This window comes from Achromobacter insuavis (assembly GCF_902859645.1).
Classification (GTDB): domain Bacteria; phylum Pseudomonadota; class Gammaproteobacteria; order Burkholderiales; family Burkholderiaceae_B; genus Achromobacter; species Achromobacter insuavis.
Map to the genome: position 1 here is coordinate 37,324 of NZ_CADIJR010000035.1, position 16,467 is coordinate 53,790.

Genomic DNA, 16,467 nt, shown 5'->3' on the forward strand with positions numbered 1-16,467 from the left:
CGCATCATCACCGCGCATTCTCATTCTTTTGGCGCAATCCGCAGCGCCAGGGCTCCCGTCGATCCGCTGCTGCCGGCCGCGCGCGGGCATGCCCGGCGCGCCAAGATTTGGTTGCATATTACGCACAGCTGAATTTCCGGTCGGGCCAAGCCGGCGTGTTATTTCTCTTTGGCCCCGCTGTAGGACTGCGCATGGGAGACCCCTGACTGTGCCGGCTTCAACCCTGTTCCAGCGTTCCAGGCAGCCATGAGCGGCAGCCTGTTCAATTCCGAGTCGCGCCTCTATCGCCTGCAGGGCGAGGGCGTGCTCGCGTCATTGCAGGTGGAGGGCTGGATCGCGCGCGAGGCGCTTTCCGGCGTCGGCCAGTTGCGCGTGGTGGCGCTGTCGGATGACGCCGGCCTGTCGCTGCAGGACATGATCTCGCGCCCGGTCACGTTGTGGACCACGCGCGCCGACGGCAGCCGCGCGGCGCGCAGCGGCGTGATCCGCGAGGCCGAGCTGCTGGCGGGCGACGCCGGCCTGGCGCGCTACCGGCTGACCGTCGTGCCGTGGCTGTGGCTGGCGACGCAGCGGCGCGCCAGCCGCGTGTTCGAGGGCAAGGCCGTGCTGGACATCGTGCGCCATGTGCTCGACGGCTATGAGGGCTATGTCTACCGCATCGCGGCCGACGTCGAAGGCGCGCTGGCCGACCTGGCGCCGCGTCCCTACACCACCCAATACCGTGAAACCGACTATGACTTCCTGATGCGCCTGCTGGCCGAGGCCGGCCTGGGCTGGACCGTGCTGGAAGACGAAAGCGTGCCCGCGCGCCACGTGGTGCAGCTGTTCGCCGACAGCCGCAACCTGGCCGAGGACGCCGAGTCCGCGGGCGGCGGCATCCGCTTCCAGCGCGCCGCCGCGACCGAATCGCGCGACACCGTGCAGGCGCTGGCGCGCCAGCGCCGCCGCACGCCCGACAGCATCACCGTGCTGGGCTGGCACGACAGCGGCAAGCGCGCCGTGGCCGCGCAGGCGCCGGTCAACCCGGCCAGCGGGCAGGACGACGCGGCGGGCCTGGACTGGTACGAGATCGCCGGCCATGGCGGCTTTGCCGACGAGGCGCAGGCCCGCCGGCAGGCGAACCTGGCGCGCGAGGCCGTGCGCGCCCGCGCCGAGACTTTCGCGGGCCGCGGGGTGGTGCGCACGTTCCGCTCGGGCACGCGCTTCACGCTGCGGGACCTGTCGTCGCTGGGGCCGGCGGGCGAGGTCGGCTTCGAGCCCGTCTTTGCGCTGGACTGGATCGAGCATGTGGGCATCAACAACCTGCCTCCGGAAACCCATGCTTCGCTGGCGCAGCGGCTGGGGGGGCTGGATGCGTATCTGATGCTGGATGGCGAGGCCGCGGCTTCGCAATCCCCCGATCCGGCGGTACTGGCCAAGGCGCGCGAGGTGGGCTACGCCAACCGCTTCGAAGCGGTGCGCTGCGACCGGCCGTGGCGGCCGCAGCTGGCGCATCAGCGCGGCGCGCGCCTGAGCGGCGCGCCGTCGGTGCACGGGGTGCACACGGCGGTCGTGACCGACGCCGAGGGCGGCACGCAGGTGAAAGAGCAGGACGAGATCCTGCGCAACAAGCGCGGCGACGTGCGCATCCGTTTCCATTGGCAGGCCAACGCCGCCGAGGGCGAGGCGGCCAGCCGCTGGGTGCGGGTGGCGCAGCGCCAGTCGGGCGCGGGCATGGGCATCAGCTTCGTGCCGCGCATCGGCCAGGAGGTGCTGGTGCGTTTTCTGGACGACGACATCGACCAGCCGATCGTGGTGGGCGCGCTGTACAACGGCCGCGGCGAGGGCGGCACGCCCGCCACGCCGGGCGGACGCCCGGGCGCCAAGGCCGACACGCAGGTCTATGCCGCGGCGCGCGACAACGCGCCCAGCGCCCAGGCCAATCTGGCGGCGGGCAACGCGCCGGCCTGGCATGGGGCGGCCGGCGGCGACGAGAACCACCGCAACGCGGCCGCGTTGAGCGGCTTCAAGAGCAAGGAATTCGGCGGCGCGGGCTACAACCAGATCGTGTTCGACGACACCGACGGCCAGCTGCGCATGCAGGTCAAGAGCAGCCAGCAGGCCAGCGAGCTGAACCTGGGCCACCTGATCCACCAGGCGGGCAACTACCGCGGCGGCCTGCGCGGCCTGGGCGCCGAGCTGCGCACCGATGGCTACGGCGCGGTGCGCGGCGGCGCCGGCGTGTTGCTGAGCACCTACACCCCCCAGGACGGCGCCATCGGCGATGCGGCCGGGGTGCAGGCGCTGGCGGGCCAGACCGACCAGATGGCACGCTCGCTCGATGGCGTGGTAGGCGCGCACCAGGGGCTGCGGTTGGCGACGGTGCAGGGCACGCGCGGTCCGGGCGCCAGCGCGCTCGATGGCGACAAGGCGCCGCTGGCGGCGATGCACCGGGCGGTCTCGGGCACGGTGGCGGGCGACAGCGTGGACGGCGCGCGCGGCGACGCTTCGGCCAAGCATACCGACGCGGCGCAGGGCAAGGTGCCGCACGCGACCGATCCGGTGGTGCTGATGGCGGCGCGGGCGGGGCTGGCGCAGATCGCCGGGCAGCACCTGCAGTACACCGCTGGCGAGGCCGTGCACTGGTCTTCGGGCAAGGACCAGAACCTGGCCGTGATGGGCGCGCTGCGCCTGCACACGGGGCAGGGCCTGGGCATGGTGGCGGGCCTGCAGCAGGGCGGGGCGGGCTCGGGCCTGGACCTGATCTCGGCCAAGGGCAACGTCGACATCCAGGCCCAGCACGACATCCTGCGGGTGCAGGCGCAGCAGGACCTGACGGTCGGCAGCGCCCAGACCGCGGTGGAATACGCCGCGCCCAAGCGCATCCGCATCGCGACGGCGGCGGGCGCCAGCATCGTGCTCGAGGGCGGCAACATCACTGTCACCGCGCCCGGCCGCATCGACGTCAAGACCGGCAACAAGCAGTTCGCCGGGCCGGACCAGCTGCCGTATCCCTTCCCGCAGTTCCCGCAGAGCGTCTGCGTCAGCTGCGCGGTGGAGGCGGCCGCGGGCGGTTCCGCCATGACGGTGAAGAATGCTTGAGGATCGCGACACCTGGATCGATCCCGCCGCGCCGGACGTGGCGCGGGCCTTGCACGACGCCGCCTGGAACCACCCGGACGCGCCGGAGCGCTACGTGCTGCTCGACGCCGCTTTCTCGCCGCGCCTGCCCGAGCGGCTGGCGCGCTGGCTGGACGCCGAGGACTACTGCTCACTCTACGCCGGCCGCTACCAGGGCGAGGGCCTGGACCAGGTGGCGCCGTATCTGTTGCGGCTGCCCTGGGTGCCGGCGCTGCGCGCGCCGCTGTGCGACAAGCTCCTGCAACTGACGCGGGGCCGGCCGATGTTGAGCCTGCTGACCACGCCGGCATCGCTGGCGCAATTGGCGGATCACCTGGGCCGGCAGATCGAGGCGGTCGACGCCGACGGCAAGGCGTACCTGCTGCGCCTGGCCGACACGCGTTCCTTCGCCGCGCTGCTGGATGTGTTCGCGCCGGCCCAGCGCCAGCGGTTGCTGGCCGGCATCGAGCGCTGGTCGTACGTGGACCGCCACGGCGCGCTGCGGGTGGTGCAAGGGGATCCGCGCTTCGATCCGGCCGCGCCGACCGACCCCTATGTGATCGCCGCGGATCAGCAGCGCCATCTGCGCCTGCTGGCGCTGCCGGATGCGATCCTGCGCTTCGTGCAGTTGCGCGCGCCGTTGTTCGGCGCGTTGAATGGCCCGCCGTCGACCGCGTACCAATTGATCCTGGAAGGCGTGCAGCGCCTGGCGCGGCGCGGGCTGGACAACGAAGCGCTGGCCTATCGGCACGCGCTGGCGTTGCTGCGCCGCCGCGGAATGCTGGCGCCCGTCAATCCGATGCCGTCTCTGGCCGCTTCCAGCACGGAACTGTCCTCATGACTTTCAAATTCCGCTTCGCCGGCCCCTGCCGCGAGATTCCCTCGGACCTGGATTTCCGCGAACAGCGCAAGGCCTGCCAGCGCATGGGGGAAAAGGCCGGCACCGACTGTTCGATCGAATTGTTCTTCGGCTTCTTCTTCGATGGGACGCGCAACAACATGTACATGTCGGAGCGGGCCGGCAACCACACGCAGACCAATGTCGCCCGGCTGTATTCCGTGTTCGACGACGCCGTTGATCCCAGCTACAGCGCCCGTCAGCATCGTTTCCGGTCCTATGTCGAGGGCGTCGGCACCCCTTGTGTCGATAAGGTGGGCGATCCCGGCACAGGGGCCCATGCGCAGGCCGGCGCCGCCGCCGGGTGGGGCGGCGAGGCTCGTATCAACTGGGCGTTGCTGGAGTTCCAGAACCACCTGCACCAGCACTTCACATCGCGCGCCTTGACGGCGGCTCTGGGCCAGGACACCCGCGCCCTCGTCCGGGAGATGAGCGCGGACATGTCCCTGTCGCGCCTGCAGATCGAGGACCTGGCCAAGGCCGCCAAGATCCCGTTGGCCGCCTATACCGGGATGAGTCCGGGCGATGGGGCCGATGTCCTGGCCCGGCGCACGCAGGGTTTTCTGGACACCTTGTTGCGTGTTCGGGAGGTCAACAACACCGAACCGAAGGACATGGGACGCTATACGGTGCTGGCGCGGCGCAACCGGGACCTGCGGACCCTGCTGGCAGGCTATCTGGACGCCAAGCCGAAGATCGAGCGCATCCGGGTATCCATCTTCGGTTTCTCGCGCGGCGCGGCGGAGGCCCGGGTCTTCGCCAACTGGCTCAAGGATGCGTGCGATCCGCCCGAGGGCATTTCGTTCTATCAGCCCCGCGGCGATGGCGTGCTGCGCCTGGCGGGCATCAAGGTCGACCTCGATTTCATGGGGTTGTTCGATACCGTGGCGTCCGCGGGCATCGCCCAGAGCGTGAGCGAGGACGTCTGGGACGGCCACGGCGCCTGGGCGCGCAAGAAAGACCTGGAGATTCCGAACGCGGTGTCGCGCTGCGTTCACATGGTCGGCGCTCACGAAGTGCGCGGGTCTTTTCCGCTGGACCTGATCGATGGGCCGAGCTACGAGGAAATCGTCTATCCGGGCGTGCACTCGGACGTGGGCGGCGGCTATAAGCCGGCGGAGCAGGGCCGCGGCACGAGGGACAGCGACAAGCTGTCGCAGATCCCGCTGTGCGATATGTACCGGGAAGCCGTGCAGGCCGGCGTTCCGCTGCGGCTTCATACCGCTCCCGGACCCGCGCAGGCCCGATTCCAGGTGTCGGCGGAACTGCGCGCCGCCTTCAACGCCTACGTGACCGCGACCGCCGACATTTCGCAGAAGCAGACGTCGACCCGGCGCATCATGTACAACCACTACGTGCAGTATCTGCGTTGGCGGCGCTTGCGCGCCGATCGCGGACCGGAGTGGATCGGCGGCATTCCCAGCTCGCTGCGGGCCAGGGCCAACTATCCGCAGGACTACGAAGACTTGGTGCGGGCCAATGACGAACTGCTGCTGGAAGTGCGCAAGCTGACGACGGACAATGCGCTGGAGCGCACGTCGACGCCGACGGCCATGCCAGGCGCCGGGGGCGGAGGCGCCCGGCTCTACGACAGCGTCATGCTGCTGCTGCGAGGAAACAAGGAGAAGATGTGGCTCGATCAACTCCGCACCGTCTGGAATCTCCCCGGCCGTCCGGCCGCGGCGGTAATCGACCTGCTGGACAACTTCGTGCATGATTCGCGCGCCTGGTTCAAGCCGCTGGGCAAGGATGACGATGTCTGGATCGCGATGCAGAAGGACCGCATCAAGCAGCTGGAAAAACGCGAGAAAGAGGCCGAGGAGTATGTTGCCGTCGGGCGTCCCGACCTGGCGCTGATCGCGCGCCCCAACAAGCAGGAACAGGCGGAACTGGCACGCTACCGCGCCAACCCGGACGATCTGGTGTTGCAATCGGACGGGCGGGAGTTTTATTGGCAGTGGGGATATCTGCGCTGGCGTTCGGTTTACGCCAATCCCCAGGTTCGTGCGCAAAGGGAAGCGCAGCAGGACCGGGAGCAAACGCAGCGGGCCTTGCAGAACATGCCGATGAATTTCAACGCCTTGCCCCGGTTCTAGTCATGCGGATATCAAGCGCGTCACGGAGTTGCTGGTTCACGCCGCGGGGCCTGATCGCCTCGGGCCGCTATGCGTTGGTCGGTGTCTTGCTGGCCGTTCAGGCGTGGGCGGGCCAGCCCGCATGGGCCCAGTCGATGCCGATACCCGAGACGCTTGGTGTCCGGCTCGGCATCATCAATTACCTTGGTGAAGGCCTGGATCCCGTGTATATCAATCAAGGCTGGGCCGGGAACGCCCGGCCGCGTTCTCATAGTTCGGGCACCTGCTGCGTTGCCATTCCAACGCAGTGGAAGCCCGGCATGACAATGCGCATCGAGTGGCGCACGGATTCCATGTTCAAGCGCGGGGAAACCCAACTGATGGTGCGTGATGCGCCCGTGCTGCCTTATGAACCCTTCCACGATGGCTATGCCTGGGCGGTGTTTCTGCCGGGCGGAGAGATCTTCGTGCAACCGTCCGACTACGGTCCGGGAGGCCCGGGTTTCCTGCAGGGGCTGCCGCAGCCGGCGGACGCGACCGAGGCGGACCTGAAGCGTTTCCTCGACAAGCACCCGCCGCCACCCGCCATGGCGCCGTCGCGCTAGCTCCGCGGCAGCGCCAGCAATTCACCCATGCGCACCGGTCCGCGCACCGACGGCGTGTCGGCCCAGCGCACCTTGTCCGGCCCGAACAGCACGATGGCGGTCGAACCCAGCTTGAAGCGGCCCATCTCGGCGCCCTTGTCCAGGTGGATCGGCGCGCGGGCGGCGTCGTCGTAACGCACCGCCTTGACGCGGCGCTTGTACGGCGTGACCAGGCCGGCCCAGACGGTTTCGATCGAGGCCACGATCATGGCGCCGACCAGCACCACGGCCATGGGGCCGTGCTCGGTGTCGAAGATGCAGACCACGCGTTCGTTGCGCGCGAACAGGCGCGGCACGTTGCGCGCGGTGAGCGGATTGACCGAGAACAGCCGGCCCGGCACGTGGATCATCTCGCGCAGCGTGCCGGCCACCGGCATGTGGACGCGGTGATAGTCCTTGGGCGACAGGTAGATGGTGGCGAATTCGCCGCCCTGGAACGGCGCGGCGCGCTCGCTGTCGCCGCCCAGCAGGTCGGTCAGGCCATAGCTGTGGCCCTTGGCCTGGAAGATGCGGCCATGCTCGATGGCGCCCATCTGGCTGATGGCGCCGTCCGCCGGGCACAGCACGCCGCCGGGCTCATCGTCCAGCGGCCGCGCGTCCGGCTTGAGGGCGCGGGTGAAGAAATCGTTGAAGCACTCGTAGGCCAGCGCGTCTTCCTGCTCGGCTTCGCGCATGTCCACGCCATACTTGCGCACGAAGCGCGAGATCATCCAGTTCTTGACCGCGGGTTCCCGGCAGTCCGAGGCGTATCCGAAGAAACGCGACACCAGGTGATGCGGCGCGAGGTACTGGCTGGCGAGGAAGATCTGGTCTTTGATGGGCATCTAGGAGCGCTAAAAAACGCGTCCCGCGGACAGCGGGACGTGGTTGGAGGTTGTCGCGCGCGGGGTGATGTCGATGGCTGCGTGGCCGATCGCGCCCGGGCGTGCAATTCGCGGGATTGTAACGCGTCCGGCCGCGAATGGACCATGGGGCGGACAGCTTTCGTCGCGCGATTTGACGGTCCGCGGCGCGCTATGCCGGCCGTGCCGTTACGCCGCCTGGGCCGTATCGGCCGGCGCGACGCCATGGCGCCGGTAGGCGCCCGGCCCGGCGCCGAAATGCTGCTTGAAGGCGCGCGCGAACGCGGCTTCCGATTGGTAGCCGCATTCGGCGGCCACGCGCGCCACCGACCATTTGCGGCGCTCGAGCTGGCGCGCGGCGTGTTCCATGCGGATCGCGGTCAGCAGGCGCAGCGGCGTCAGGCCGCTGGCGCGGACGAACTGGCGCGCGAAGGTGGCCCGCGACAGATGGCAGCGTTCGGCCAGCGACGCCAGGGTCCATGGCTCGGTGGGCGCCAGCAGCATCGACTGCATCGCGGGCGCCAGCCGCGCATCGGCCATCAGCGCCAGCAGGCCGCGGGTCTGCTGGCCGTCATGGACCAGGGCCCGCAGCACCAGCGTGAAGAGGGCGGTGGACAGCTGATTGATGATGGCCGCGCCGCCCAGCCGCGGCTGCTCGGCCTCGGCCCGCATCAACCCGAGCAGGGCGGCCAGCGCGGTGTTGCCGCCGACGGCCGCGGCCCGCAGCACCATGGCCTGCGGCAGCGCCATCAGCAGCAGGCCGCCGGCGCGGCCCAGCGTGAACACGCCGCACAGCATTTCCAGGCGCGGCCCCGGGCCTTCCTGGGTCAGTTCGGTCAGGACGCCGTTGTGGCGGATGTCGGCGGGCGGCGAGGCGGCCGGCGCGGTGTCGTCGATGCCGCGCAGCAGGTGCGAGGCGCCGTGCGGCAGCAGCAGGATGTCGCCGGCCCGCAGCGCCAGCTCGTCGCGCCCGACGCGGGCCACGCCTTCGCCTTGCAGGATGACGTGGTAGGGCACGTGGCCCGCCGGCGCCTGCGGGTGGTCGGCGCGCCAGCGGCCGCCGTAGCGGCACAGCAGGTCCACCGTGCCGGCGGGCTCGACCGTCGACAGGATCTGGCTCAGGCTGTCCATGGGTTCAGGGCATGAGAAGGCGGGCGCGACCGCCGCGGCGCGGCGGGACATGCCTGCGATTCTATGCCGGTTCGGCGCGCGCGGTCAGGCCGCGGCCTTGGCCGACAGCTTGGTCTTGTAGAGCCAGTCCTTGTAGTCGTCCAGGTCGCCGTCGAACGGGCTGAAGCGGCCGTCGGCCACGATGATGAACTGGTCGGTGGTGGCGCGCAGCAGGTGGCGGTCGTGCGACACCAGCACCAGCGTGCCTTCGAACTGCGCCAGCGCGGTGGTCAGCGCTTCGCGGGTCTCCAGGTCCAGGTGGTTGGTGGGCTCGTCCAGCAGCAGCAGGTTGGGGCGCTGCCAGACGATCAGCGCCAGCGCCAGGCGCGCCTTCTCGCCGCCGGAGAACGGCGCGATCGAGCTGGTGGCCATGGCGCCGTTGAAATTGAAGCTGCCCAGGAAGTTGCGCAGTTCCTGTTCGCGCACAGTCGGCGCGATCTTGGTCATGTGCCACAACGGCGATTCGTCATGGCGCAGCATCTCGACCTGGTGCTGGGCGAAGTAGCCGATCGACAGGCCCTTGTTGAACTGGGTGTCGCCCGCCAGCGATTGCAGCTCGCCGGCGATGGTCTTGATGAAGGTCGACTTGCCGGCGCCGTTGATGCCCAGCAGGCCCAGGCGCTGGCCCGCCTGCAGCGAGAAGTCGATGCCCGACACGATGATCTTGTCGGACGTGACGCCGCTGTCCTCGTCGGTGTTGCGGTAGCCGGCGCTGACCTTGTCCATCGTCAAGAGCGGATTGGGCGCGCGCAGCGGTTCGCGGAACTCGAACGAGAACTCGGCGGCGGCGCGCAGCGGCGCCACTTCCTCCATGCGGGCCAGCGCCTTGATGCGGCTCTGCGCCTGGCGCGCCTTGCTGGCCTGGGCCTTGAAGCGGTCGATGAACGACTGCAGGTGCGCGCGCTGGCGCATCTGCTTTTCCATCATGCCCTGCGCCAGCTCCAGCTGGGCGGCGCGCTGGCGCTCGAACGACGAGTAGTTGCCCGAATAGCGCTTGAGCTTGCGCTCGTCGATGTGGACGATGACGTTGACCACGCCGTCCAGGAAGTCGCGGTCGTGCGAGATGACGATGAGCGTGCCCGGATAGCGCTTGAGCCAGTCTTCCAGCCAGATGATGGCGTCCAGGTCCAGGTGGTTGGTGGGCTCGTCCAGCAGCAGCAGGTCGGACGGGCACATCAGGGCCTGCGCCAGGTTCAGGCGCATGCGCCAGCCGCCCGAGAAACTGGTCAGCGGCAACTGCATCTGCGCCTGCGTGAAGCCCAGGCCGGTCAGCAATTGTTCGGCGCGCGAATGCACGGTGTAGGCATCGGCGTCGGCCAGCGCGGCGTAGATGTCGGCCATGCGCAGGCCGTTCTCGGCGCTCTCGGGTTCCGCTTCCAGCGCGGCCAGCTCGGCTTCGAGCTTGCGCAGCGTGACGTCGCCGTCGATGGCGTATTCGATGGCGGGGCGGTCGAGCGCGGGCGTTTCCTGCGCCACGTAGGCCATGCGCCAGCTGGCGGGGTAGTCCAGGTCGCCCTGGTCGGCGTGCAGCGTGCCGCGCAGCAGGCCGAACAGGCTCGACTTGCCGGCGCCGTTGGCGCCGATCAGGCCGATCTTGTCGCCGGGGTTCAGGAGCAGGTCGACCTTGTCGAACAAGGGCTTGACGCCGCGCATCAGTGAAACTTGTTGGAAGCGGATCATGAATCGTGTGGCTGGAGGGTGCCGACCGGGGTGGCGTGAAATAAGCGCGGCAAGGCTCCCGCCACAAAGTGCGGCGCAAAAAGAAGGAACCGTGGAGCGATCGCGCCGGCGGCGCGACATGCGGACCGCGTCGGGCGCGGCAGGCGGACGGGGCCGATGCCCATCCGATCGCGGGCGCTATTGTAGCCGGCCGCGCGGACCCGCGCCCGAGGGCGGGTTCAGCCAGTCGTGGCGCGGCTTCAGGCCGGGGCCGAGCGCGCGGCGATGGCGTCGGCCAGGGCCAGCAGGCGTTCGGCCTCGCACGCGTGCAGGTTCTCGACCAGCGCGCCGTCCACCACCGCCACTCCCTGGCCGGCGGCCTGGGCGGCGCGCCAGGCATCGAGCCGCTTGCGCGCGCTGGCCAGTTCGGCATCGGTCGGCGCGAAGGCCGCGTTGGCGGCGGCGATCTGCTTCGGGTGGATCAAGGTCTTGCCATCGAAGCCCTGGTCGCGTCCCTGCCGGCAGGCGGCGGCCAGGCCGGCATCGTCATCGAGATCCAGGTGCACGCCATCCAGCACCGCCAGGCCATGGGCGCGCGCGGCCAGCACCGCCAGCGAGCGTGCCAGCAGCGTCTCGTGGCGTTCGGGCGTGTGGCGCGCGTGCAGGTCCTTGACCAGGTCGGAGGTGCCCACCACGATGGCCGCGAGCCGCGCGTGGCCGCCGGCGATGGCGTCCAGGCGCAGGAAGCCCAGCGGGGTCTCGGCCATCGCCCACAGCGGCAGCGCGGCGGGCGCGCCGGCCGCGTCCAGCGCCTGCGCCAGGGTTTCCAGTTCGGCCGCCGATTGCACCTTGGGCAGCAACACCGCGTCGGCGCCGGCCTGCGCGATGGCGCGCACGTCGTCCAGGCCCCACGGCGTATCCAGCGCATTGACGCGCACCACGCATTCGCGCCGGCCATAGCCGCCGGCGCGCAGGGCCGCGGCGACCTGCTGGCGCGCCAGCGCCTTGGCGTCGGGCGCGACCGCGTCTTCCAGGTCCAGGATCAGCGTGTCGGCATCGAGGCTGCGCGCCTTGTCCAGCGCGCGCGCATTGGCGCCCGGCATGTAGAGAACGGAACGGCGGGGACGGGCGGCGAGGGACATGGATTCAACTCTTGGGATTGCTGATGACCTGCACGGGCATGGTGCAGACATAGCCGACGCCATACACCGTGCGGATGCCCATGTCGCCGCCGGCCTGCGCGCGCAGCTTGCGGCGCAGGCGATGCATGTGGGCGTCGAGCCGGTGGGTGTCGTAGGCTTCGGCGCTGGCGCCCAGCGCCTCGACCAGCCGGCCGCGCGACAGCGGCAGCGGCGCGGCCTGGATCAGCGCGCCGATCAGGCGGCTCTCGGTGTCGGTGATGTCGACATGGATGCGCTTGGGCGACACCAGCATGCGGCGCGCCGGATCGAAGCGCCAGACGTCGGCGCTGGGCGCCTCGGGGCTGTTGGCGGGCACCACGCGCAGGCGGCGCGACAGCGAGACGAGCGTCGCGCCCAGTTCGGCCAGGTTGACGGGCTTGGTCAGGTAATGGTCGGCGCCCAGGCTCAGGCCGGACACCTTGTCCTCGCTCAACAGGCGCCCGGTGAGCATGATAATGCCCATTGAGGGATAGGTGGTGCGCAGGTGGGACACGCGCGCCAGTCCGTCGCCGTCGGGCAGCATGGCATCCAGCACCAGGATGCCGGGGGTGACGCTCAGCAGCAGTTGGTCGAGTTCGGACAGCGAGCCCGCGGTGAGGATGGCTTCGCCCAGGCCGAGGTCGTGGATGAATTCGGCGATGGTGTCGCGCCAGTCCCCGTGATCGTCGACGATGATGATGGTCACGGCGCCGGTCGAGCAGGCGGTTGTGCGCGAGGCGCTCCAAGGGCAAACACGCTTTCCGCTCCTTTCATGCTACGGCTTCTTATTGGTGTGAGTGAGTCCGCCTGGCGCGGGCCGGATACGGCGCCATCGGTGTGATCCCCTCGAGGCGCTCTCGCGGAGAATATCATTATCGCCGTTGCGGCGGCGCGGCATATTGCGGTGCAGCGAACGCTGTTGCAAGGCGCCCCGAACCGCGCCCATGCCGGTGGTCAAAAAATGATCAGCCCCGTCAACGGCGCCGTAACGGCCAGCAGCCGTGCGCCCGCGAATTTCTTATCCACAGTTTCTGTGGATAAGAAAGCCGCCTGACAGTTGTTCAGCGGTTCAGCGCCGCCGGGTCATTGCGGCGGCGTCGTCGAGTCCGCCAGGTATTCCACCGGCACGCCCTGCGGCACCGTGCGCACGCGATCGCGTTCGATGCGGGGCGGGGCGAAGCGCGTCTTGCGGGCCGCCGCGTTCTGCAGCAGCACCGACAGCACCGCGCCCTTGTCCTGGATCCATTGGGTCTTGCCGCGCAACAGCTTCATCGCGTTCTCGGCGGTTCCCAACTTGTAGGACATCGAGTTGATCTGAACGGAATTCTTGCCGTTGAAAGCGGACTCGTCCTGCTCGGCAATGGCCGCGGCGTCGAGGTTGCTGCTTTCGTGGTCGACGCGGTAGATGAACTTGAGGCCGCTGAACGGATCCTGCACCACGACGAGCTTGTCCGAACCCGAGACGTCCGACAGCATGCCGATGACCAATGATTCCACCAGCTGGTTGCCCCGTTGTTCCTCGGTGTAGATGAAGATGGTGCGCTGGTTGTGCCCGAGCGGCGAGGGCGGGGCGAGGGGAGAACGATCCATACCTGACTTGAAAGAGGCGGGGCGGGTGGAAACTTGCCCCGCGGTACTGCGTTAACGGCGTCAAGTTGCGTGAACTTGAGCGCCGGCCTTGATGTCAACAAAGAACAATGCCCCGCCCGGGCTACGGCGCGCGCCGCAGGCGTGCCAGCAGGCGCGCTTTGGCGGCGGGCCAATCCTCGTCGAGGATGGCGAAATAGACCATGTCGCGGGTGCGTCCGGACTGCGCGATGAGGTGCTTGCGGAACACCCCTTCCTCGACGCCGCCGATACGGAGAATGGCCTGCCGGGATTGCAGGTTGGTCACTTCCGTTTTGAACACAACCCGCATGATACCAATTGTTTCAAAGGCGTGCTGCAATAAAAGATATTTGGCTTCGGTGTTGGCGCCGCTGCGCTGGCTGGCGGGGGTGAGCCAGGTGGCGCCGATCTCCAGGCGCTTGTGCGGCAGGGCGATATCCATATAACGCGTGGTGCCGATGACCTGGCCGTCGGCGCGGCGCACGATGGCGAACGGCAGGCAGGCGCCGGCGGCCTGGCCATCGAGCGCGCGCTCGACATAGCGGCGCATGTCGTCGGCCGATGCGACCGGTTCGGGTTGCAGCCGCCACAGTTCGGGATGCAGTCCGACCTCGGCCAGCGCGGCGGCGTGCGCCAGGGTCAGGGGTTCGAGCCGGACGATCTCGCCTTCCAGGGTGACGGGCGGCAGGCGGGCGGGGGAGGGCATGACGGGAGACTCCGCGGGCGCGTCGCGGTCGGGCGCGCGCCGTCATGGCGGCGTCCCGGACGCCCAGCGATTCTACGCCCGCCGTCGGCGGCTTGCCGAAGCCCGCGCCCGGGCGCAGAATGCGGCGCATGAAAACAGACGTGGTTGTCCTGGGCGCGGGCATCATCGGGGTGAGCGCCGCGCTGCACCTGCAGGCGCGCGGCCGTTCGGTGGTCCTGCTGGACCGGCGCGGTCCCGGCGAGGAAACCAGCTACGGCAATGCCGGGCTGATCGAGCGCGCCAGCGTCATCCCCTACGCCTTTCCGCGCGACTGGCGCAGCCTGCTGCGCTATGCCGGCAACCGCACGCCGGACGTGCGTTACCACGCGCGTTTCCTGCCGCGCATCGCGCCCTGGCTGCTGCGCTATTGGTGGCATTCGGCGCCGTCGCGGCTGGCGCGCGCCGCGGCCGCGATGCTGCCGCTGATCGAGCGCAGCGTGGCCGAGCACGATGCGCTCAAGGACGCCGCCGGCATCGGCGCGCTGTTCCGCCGCAACGGCTGGATCGACGGCATGCGCAGCCAGCAGAGCCTGGACCGCGCCGCGGCCGACGCCTCCGCGCTGGCCGATTACGGATTGGATTACCAGGTGCTGGACCGCCAGGCCCTGGCGGCCCTGGAACCGTCGTTGTCGCCGCGCATGGTGGGCGCGATTCACTGGCGCGACCCGGTCAACGTGTCGGATCCCGGCGCGGTGGCGCGCGGCTACGCGGCCCTGTTCCAGCAGCGCGGCGGCCAGTTGGCGCGGGGCGATGCGCGCAGCCTGGAAGCGGTGTCCGGCGGCTGGCGCGTGCGCGGCGTGACCGGGCCGGTCGAGGCGCGCGAGGCGGTGGTGGCGCTGGGGCCGTGGTCGCCCGACGTGCTGCGGCCACTGGGCTATCGCGTGCCCATGGCGGTCAAGCGCGGCTATCACCAGCATTTCGCGTTGGAAGACGGGGCGGCGTTGTCGCATCCGGTGGCGGATATCGACAGCGGCTTTGTGATGTCGCCCATGACGCTGGGCCTGCGCCTGACCACCGGCGCCGAGTTCGCGCCGCGCGACGCGCCGCCGTCGCCGGTGCAGGTGGCGCGCACGCGGGCGCTGGCGGCGCAGTTGCTGCCGCTGGGCGAGGCGGTGGAGAAAACGCCCTGGATGGGCTGTCGGCCCTGCATGCCGGACATGCGTCCGGTGATCGGCGCGGCGCCGCGCCATGCGGGTCTGTGGCTGGCCTTCGGCCACGCGCACCACGGTTTCACGCTGGGGCCGGTGACCGGAAAGCTGCTGGCCTGCCTGATGACGGGACAGGCGCCGGACATGGATCCGGCGCCGTATGCATTGAACCGCTAGGCCCGCGCGGGACGCGGGCGGTTGCCGGGGGCCGCCCGGTGCGTGCGCCGCGACGCGGCGCGGACCGGGGCGGCGGCAGGCCGCTTCAGGCGGCCTTGGCGCGGCGCTGGCGCACCGCGTCGGCCAGCAGGTCCAGCACCGGCAGGGTCTGGCTCCAGCCCAGGCAGGCGTCGGTGATCGACACGCCATGGCGCAGCGGCTGGCCGGGCTTGAGGTCCTGGCGGCCTTCCTCGAGATGGCTCTCGATCATCACGCCGGTGATGCGGCTGTCGCCCTGGGACAGCTGGGCGGCGATGTCGCGGGCCACGTCGACCTGGCGCAGGTGCGACTTGTTGGAGTTGGCGTGCGAGCAGTCGATCATGACCTGTTCGCGCTGGCCGGCGGCGCGCAGCACGGCGCAACAGGCGTCGACGCTGGCCGCGTCGTAGTTGGGGCCTTGCTTGCCGCCGCGCAGGATCACGTGGGTGTCTTCGTTGCCGCGGGTTTCGAAGATGGCGGCCATGCCCATCTTGGTCATGCCCATGAAGGCGTGCTTGGCGCTGGCGGCGACGATGGCGTCGGCCGCGATCTGCACGCCGCCGTCGGTGCCGTTCTTGAAGCCCAGCGGGCAGCTCAGGCCGGAGCTGAGCTGGCGGTGGCTGGGGCTTTCGGTGGTGCGCGCGCCGATGGCGCCCCAGGCGATCAGGTCGGCAATGTACTGCGGGCTGAGCAGGTCGAGGAATTCGGTGGCGATCGGCAGGCCCAGGCCGCTGATGTCCAGCAGCAGTTCGCGGGCGCGGCGCAGGCCTTCGTTGATGCGGAAGCTGCCGTCCAGGCGCGGGTCGTTGATGTAGCCCTTCCAGCCGACGGTGGTGCGCGGCTTCTCGAAATACACGCGCATCACGATCAGCAGGTCGTCACGGTACTGGTCGGCGGCGGCGCGCAGCTGGCGCGCGTATTCCATGGCCTGGCCGTGGTCGTGGATCGAGCAGGGGCCGACCACCAGCACCAGGCGGTCGTCGCGGCCGTGCAGCACGTCGGCGATGCGGGCGCGGCTGTCCTCGACCAGCGTCTGGATCTCGGCCGACACCGGCAGCTCGTCCTGCAGCAGGGCGGGCGAGATCAGCGGACGCACGGCGCTGATGCGGGTGTCGTCCGTGCGGGTGTTGTCCTGGGTGGCGTCGGCCGTGCCGACCTCGCGGTCGTGCAGGGGATCGTCAATGCGGGTCAAGGGAAGCTCCGTGCCGTAGATGCGGGAAAGAC

At 69.7% G+C, this 16,467-nt stretch carries 13 protein-coding genes; 5 read left to right on the forward strand and 8 right to left on the reverse strand.

Annotated elements, in window-relative coordinates; translation table 11 throughout:
- Nucleotides 1–246: 246 nt before the first annotated feature.
- The 4 genes from H0523_RS17975 (at nt 247) to H0523_RS17990 (ending at nt 6,677) form a co-directional block, all read left to right on the forward strand.
- Nucleotides 247–3,081 carry a type VI secretion system Vgr family protein gene (locus H0523_RS17975; protein ID WP_180180110.1) on the forward strand — a complete coding sequence of 945 codons (2,835 nt, stop codon included), beginning with the start codon at nt 247–249 and terminating at the stop codon, nt 3,079–3,081.
- Entirely contained in the window at nt 3,074–3,940 is an 867-nt protein-coding gene (locus H0523_RS17980) for a DUF4123 domain-containing protein (protein ID WP_054435674.1), read from the forward strand. The genes H0523_RS17975 and H0523_RS17980 overlap by 8 nt, the downstream gene beginning before the upstream one ends.
- The gene (locus H0523_RS17985) at nt 3,937–6,093 is read left to right on the forward strand and encodes a T6SS phospholipase effector Tle1-like catalytic domain-containing protein (protein ID WP_054435672.1); all 2,157 of its coding nucleotides are present in this window, start codon (nt 3,937–3,939) and stop codon (nt 6,091–6,093) included. The genes H0523_RS17980 and H0523_RS17985 overlap by 4 nt, the downstream gene beginning before the upstream one ends.
- Nucleotides 6,094–6,179: 86 nt before the next feature.
- The gene (locus H0523_RS17990) at nt 6,180–6,677 is read left to right on the forward strand and encodes a DUF3304 domain-containing protein (RefSeq protein WP_180180111.1); all 498 of its coding nucleotides are present in this window, start codon (nt 6,180–6,182) and stop codon (nt 6,675–6,677) included.
- On the opposite strand, the gene asd is transcribed toward H0523_RS17990, so the two are convergent.
- From asd to H0523_RS18025, 7 genes are all read right to left on the reverse strand, one after another.
- The gene (gene asd, locus H0523_RS17995; RefSeq protein WP_054435668.1) at nt 6,674–7,540 is read right to left on the reverse strand and encodes an archaetidylserine decarboxylase; all 867 of its coding nucleotides are present in this window, start codon (nt 7,538–7,540) and stop codon (nt 6,674–6,676) included. The two genes, H0523_RS17990 and asd, sit on opposite strands and share 4 nt — an antisense overlap.
- Nucleotides 7,541–7,747: 207 nt before the next feature.
- Complete coding sequence (locus tag H0523_RS18000) at nt 7,748–8,740, reverse strand: AraC family transcriptional regulator (protein ID WP_231689851.1); 993 nt, start codon at nt 8,738–8,740, stop codon at nt 7,748–7,750.
- A gap of 33 nt (nt 8,741–8,773) precedes the next feature.
- Nucleotides 8,774–10,408: an ATP-binding cassette domain-containing protein gene (locus H0523_RS18005; RefSeq protein WP_006394850.1), complete on the reverse strand. Its 1,635-nt coding sequence runs from the start codon at nt 10,406–10,408 to the stop codon at nt 8,774–8,776.
- A gap of 239 nt (nt 10,409–10,647) precedes the next feature.
- Nucleotides 10,648–11,529, reverse strand: a complete 882-nt coding sequence (locus H0523_RS18010; protein ID WP_054435663.1) for an HpcH/HpaI aldolase/citrate lyase family protein — start codon at nt 11,527–11,529, stop codon at nt 10,648–10,650.
- A 4-nt stretch (nt 11,530–11,533) separates the two neighbouring features.
- Nucleotides 11,534–12,253 carry a response regulator transcription factor gene (locus tag H0523_RS18015; RefSeq protein WP_054435661.1) on the reverse strand — a complete coding sequence of 240 codons (720 nt, stop codon included), beginning with the start codon at nt 12,251–12,253 and terminating at the stop codon, nt 11,534–11,536.
- Between the two features lie 377 nt (nt 12,254–12,630).
- Entirely contained in the window at nt 12,631–13,137 is a 507-nt protein-coding gene (locus H0523_RS18020) for a hypothetical protein (protein WP_054435660.1), read from the reverse strand.
- A 121-nt stretch (nt 13,138–13,258) separates the two neighbouring features.
- Complete coding sequence (locus tag H0523_RS18025) at nt 13,259–13,861, reverse strand: GNAT family N-acetyltransferase (RefSeq protein WP_054460662.1); 603 nt, start codon at nt 13,859–13,861, stop codon at nt 13,259–13,261.
- A gap of 128 nt (nt 13,862–13,989) precedes the next feature.
- Between H0523_RS18025 and H0523_RS18030 the strand changes: the two genes are divergently transcribed.
- Nucleotides 13,990–15,225 carry an NAD(P)/FAD-dependent oxidoreductase gene (locus tag H0523_RS18030; protein WP_054434907.1) on the forward strand — a complete coding sequence of 412 codons (1,236 nt, stop codon included), beginning with the start codon at nt 13,990–13,992 and terminating at the stop codon, nt 15,223–15,225.
- An 85-nt stretch (nt 15,226–15,310) separates the two neighbouring features.
- On the opposite strand, the gene H0523_RS18035 is transcribed toward H0523_RS18030, so the two are convergent.
- Nucleotides 15,311–16,435, reverse strand: a complete 1,125-nt coding sequence (locus H0523_RS18035) for a 3-deoxy-7-phosphoheptulonate synthase (RefSeq protein ID WP_054434909.1) — start codon at nt 16,433–16,435, stop codon at nt 15,311–15,313.
- Nucleotides 16,436–16,467 lie beyond the last annotated feature (32 nt).

Bases quoted from the DNA above. Each gene is read 5' to 3' on its own strand.
- H0523_RS17975 (WP_180180110.1), top strand. From the start codon at position 247: ATGAGCGGCAGCCTGTTCAATTCCGAGTCGCGCCTCTATCGCCTGCAG.
- H0523_RS17980 (WP_054435674.1), top strand. From the start codon at position 3,074: ATGCTTGAGGATCGCGACACCTGGATCGATCCCGCCGCGCCGGACGTG.
- H0523_RS17985 (WP_054435672.1), top strand. From the start codon at position 3,937: ATGACTTTCAAATTCCGCTTCGCCGGCCCCTGCCGCGAGATTCCCTCG.
- asd (WP_054435668.1), bottom strand. From the start codon at position 7,540: ATGCCCATCAAAGACCAGATCTTCCTCGCCAGCCAGTACCTCGCGCCG.
- H0523_RS18000 (WP_231689851.1), bottom strand. From the start codon at position 8,740: ATGTCCCGCCGCGCCGCGGCGGTCGCGCCCGCCTTCTCATGCCCTGAA.
- H0523_RS18005 (WP_006394850.1), bottom strand. From the start codon at position 10,408: ATGATCCGCTTCCAACAAGTTTCACTGATGCGCGGCGTCAAGCCCTTG.
- H0523_RS18010 (WP_054435663.1), bottom strand. From the start codon at position 11,529: ATGTCCCTCGCCGCCCGTCCCCGCCGTTCCGTTCTCTACATGCCGGGC.
- H0523_RS18020 (WP_054435660.1), bottom strand. From the start codon at position 13,137: ATGGATCGTTCTCCCCTCGCCCCGCCCTCGCCGCTCGGGCACAACCAG.
- H0523_RS18025 (WP_054460662.1), bottom strand. From the start codon at position 13,861: ATGCCCTCCCCCGCCCGCCTGCCGCCCGTCACCCTGGAAGGCGAGATC.
- H0523_RS18030 (WP_054434907.1), top strand. From the start codon at position 13,990: ATGAAAACAGACGTGGTTGTCCTGGGCGCGGGCATCATCGGGGTGAGC.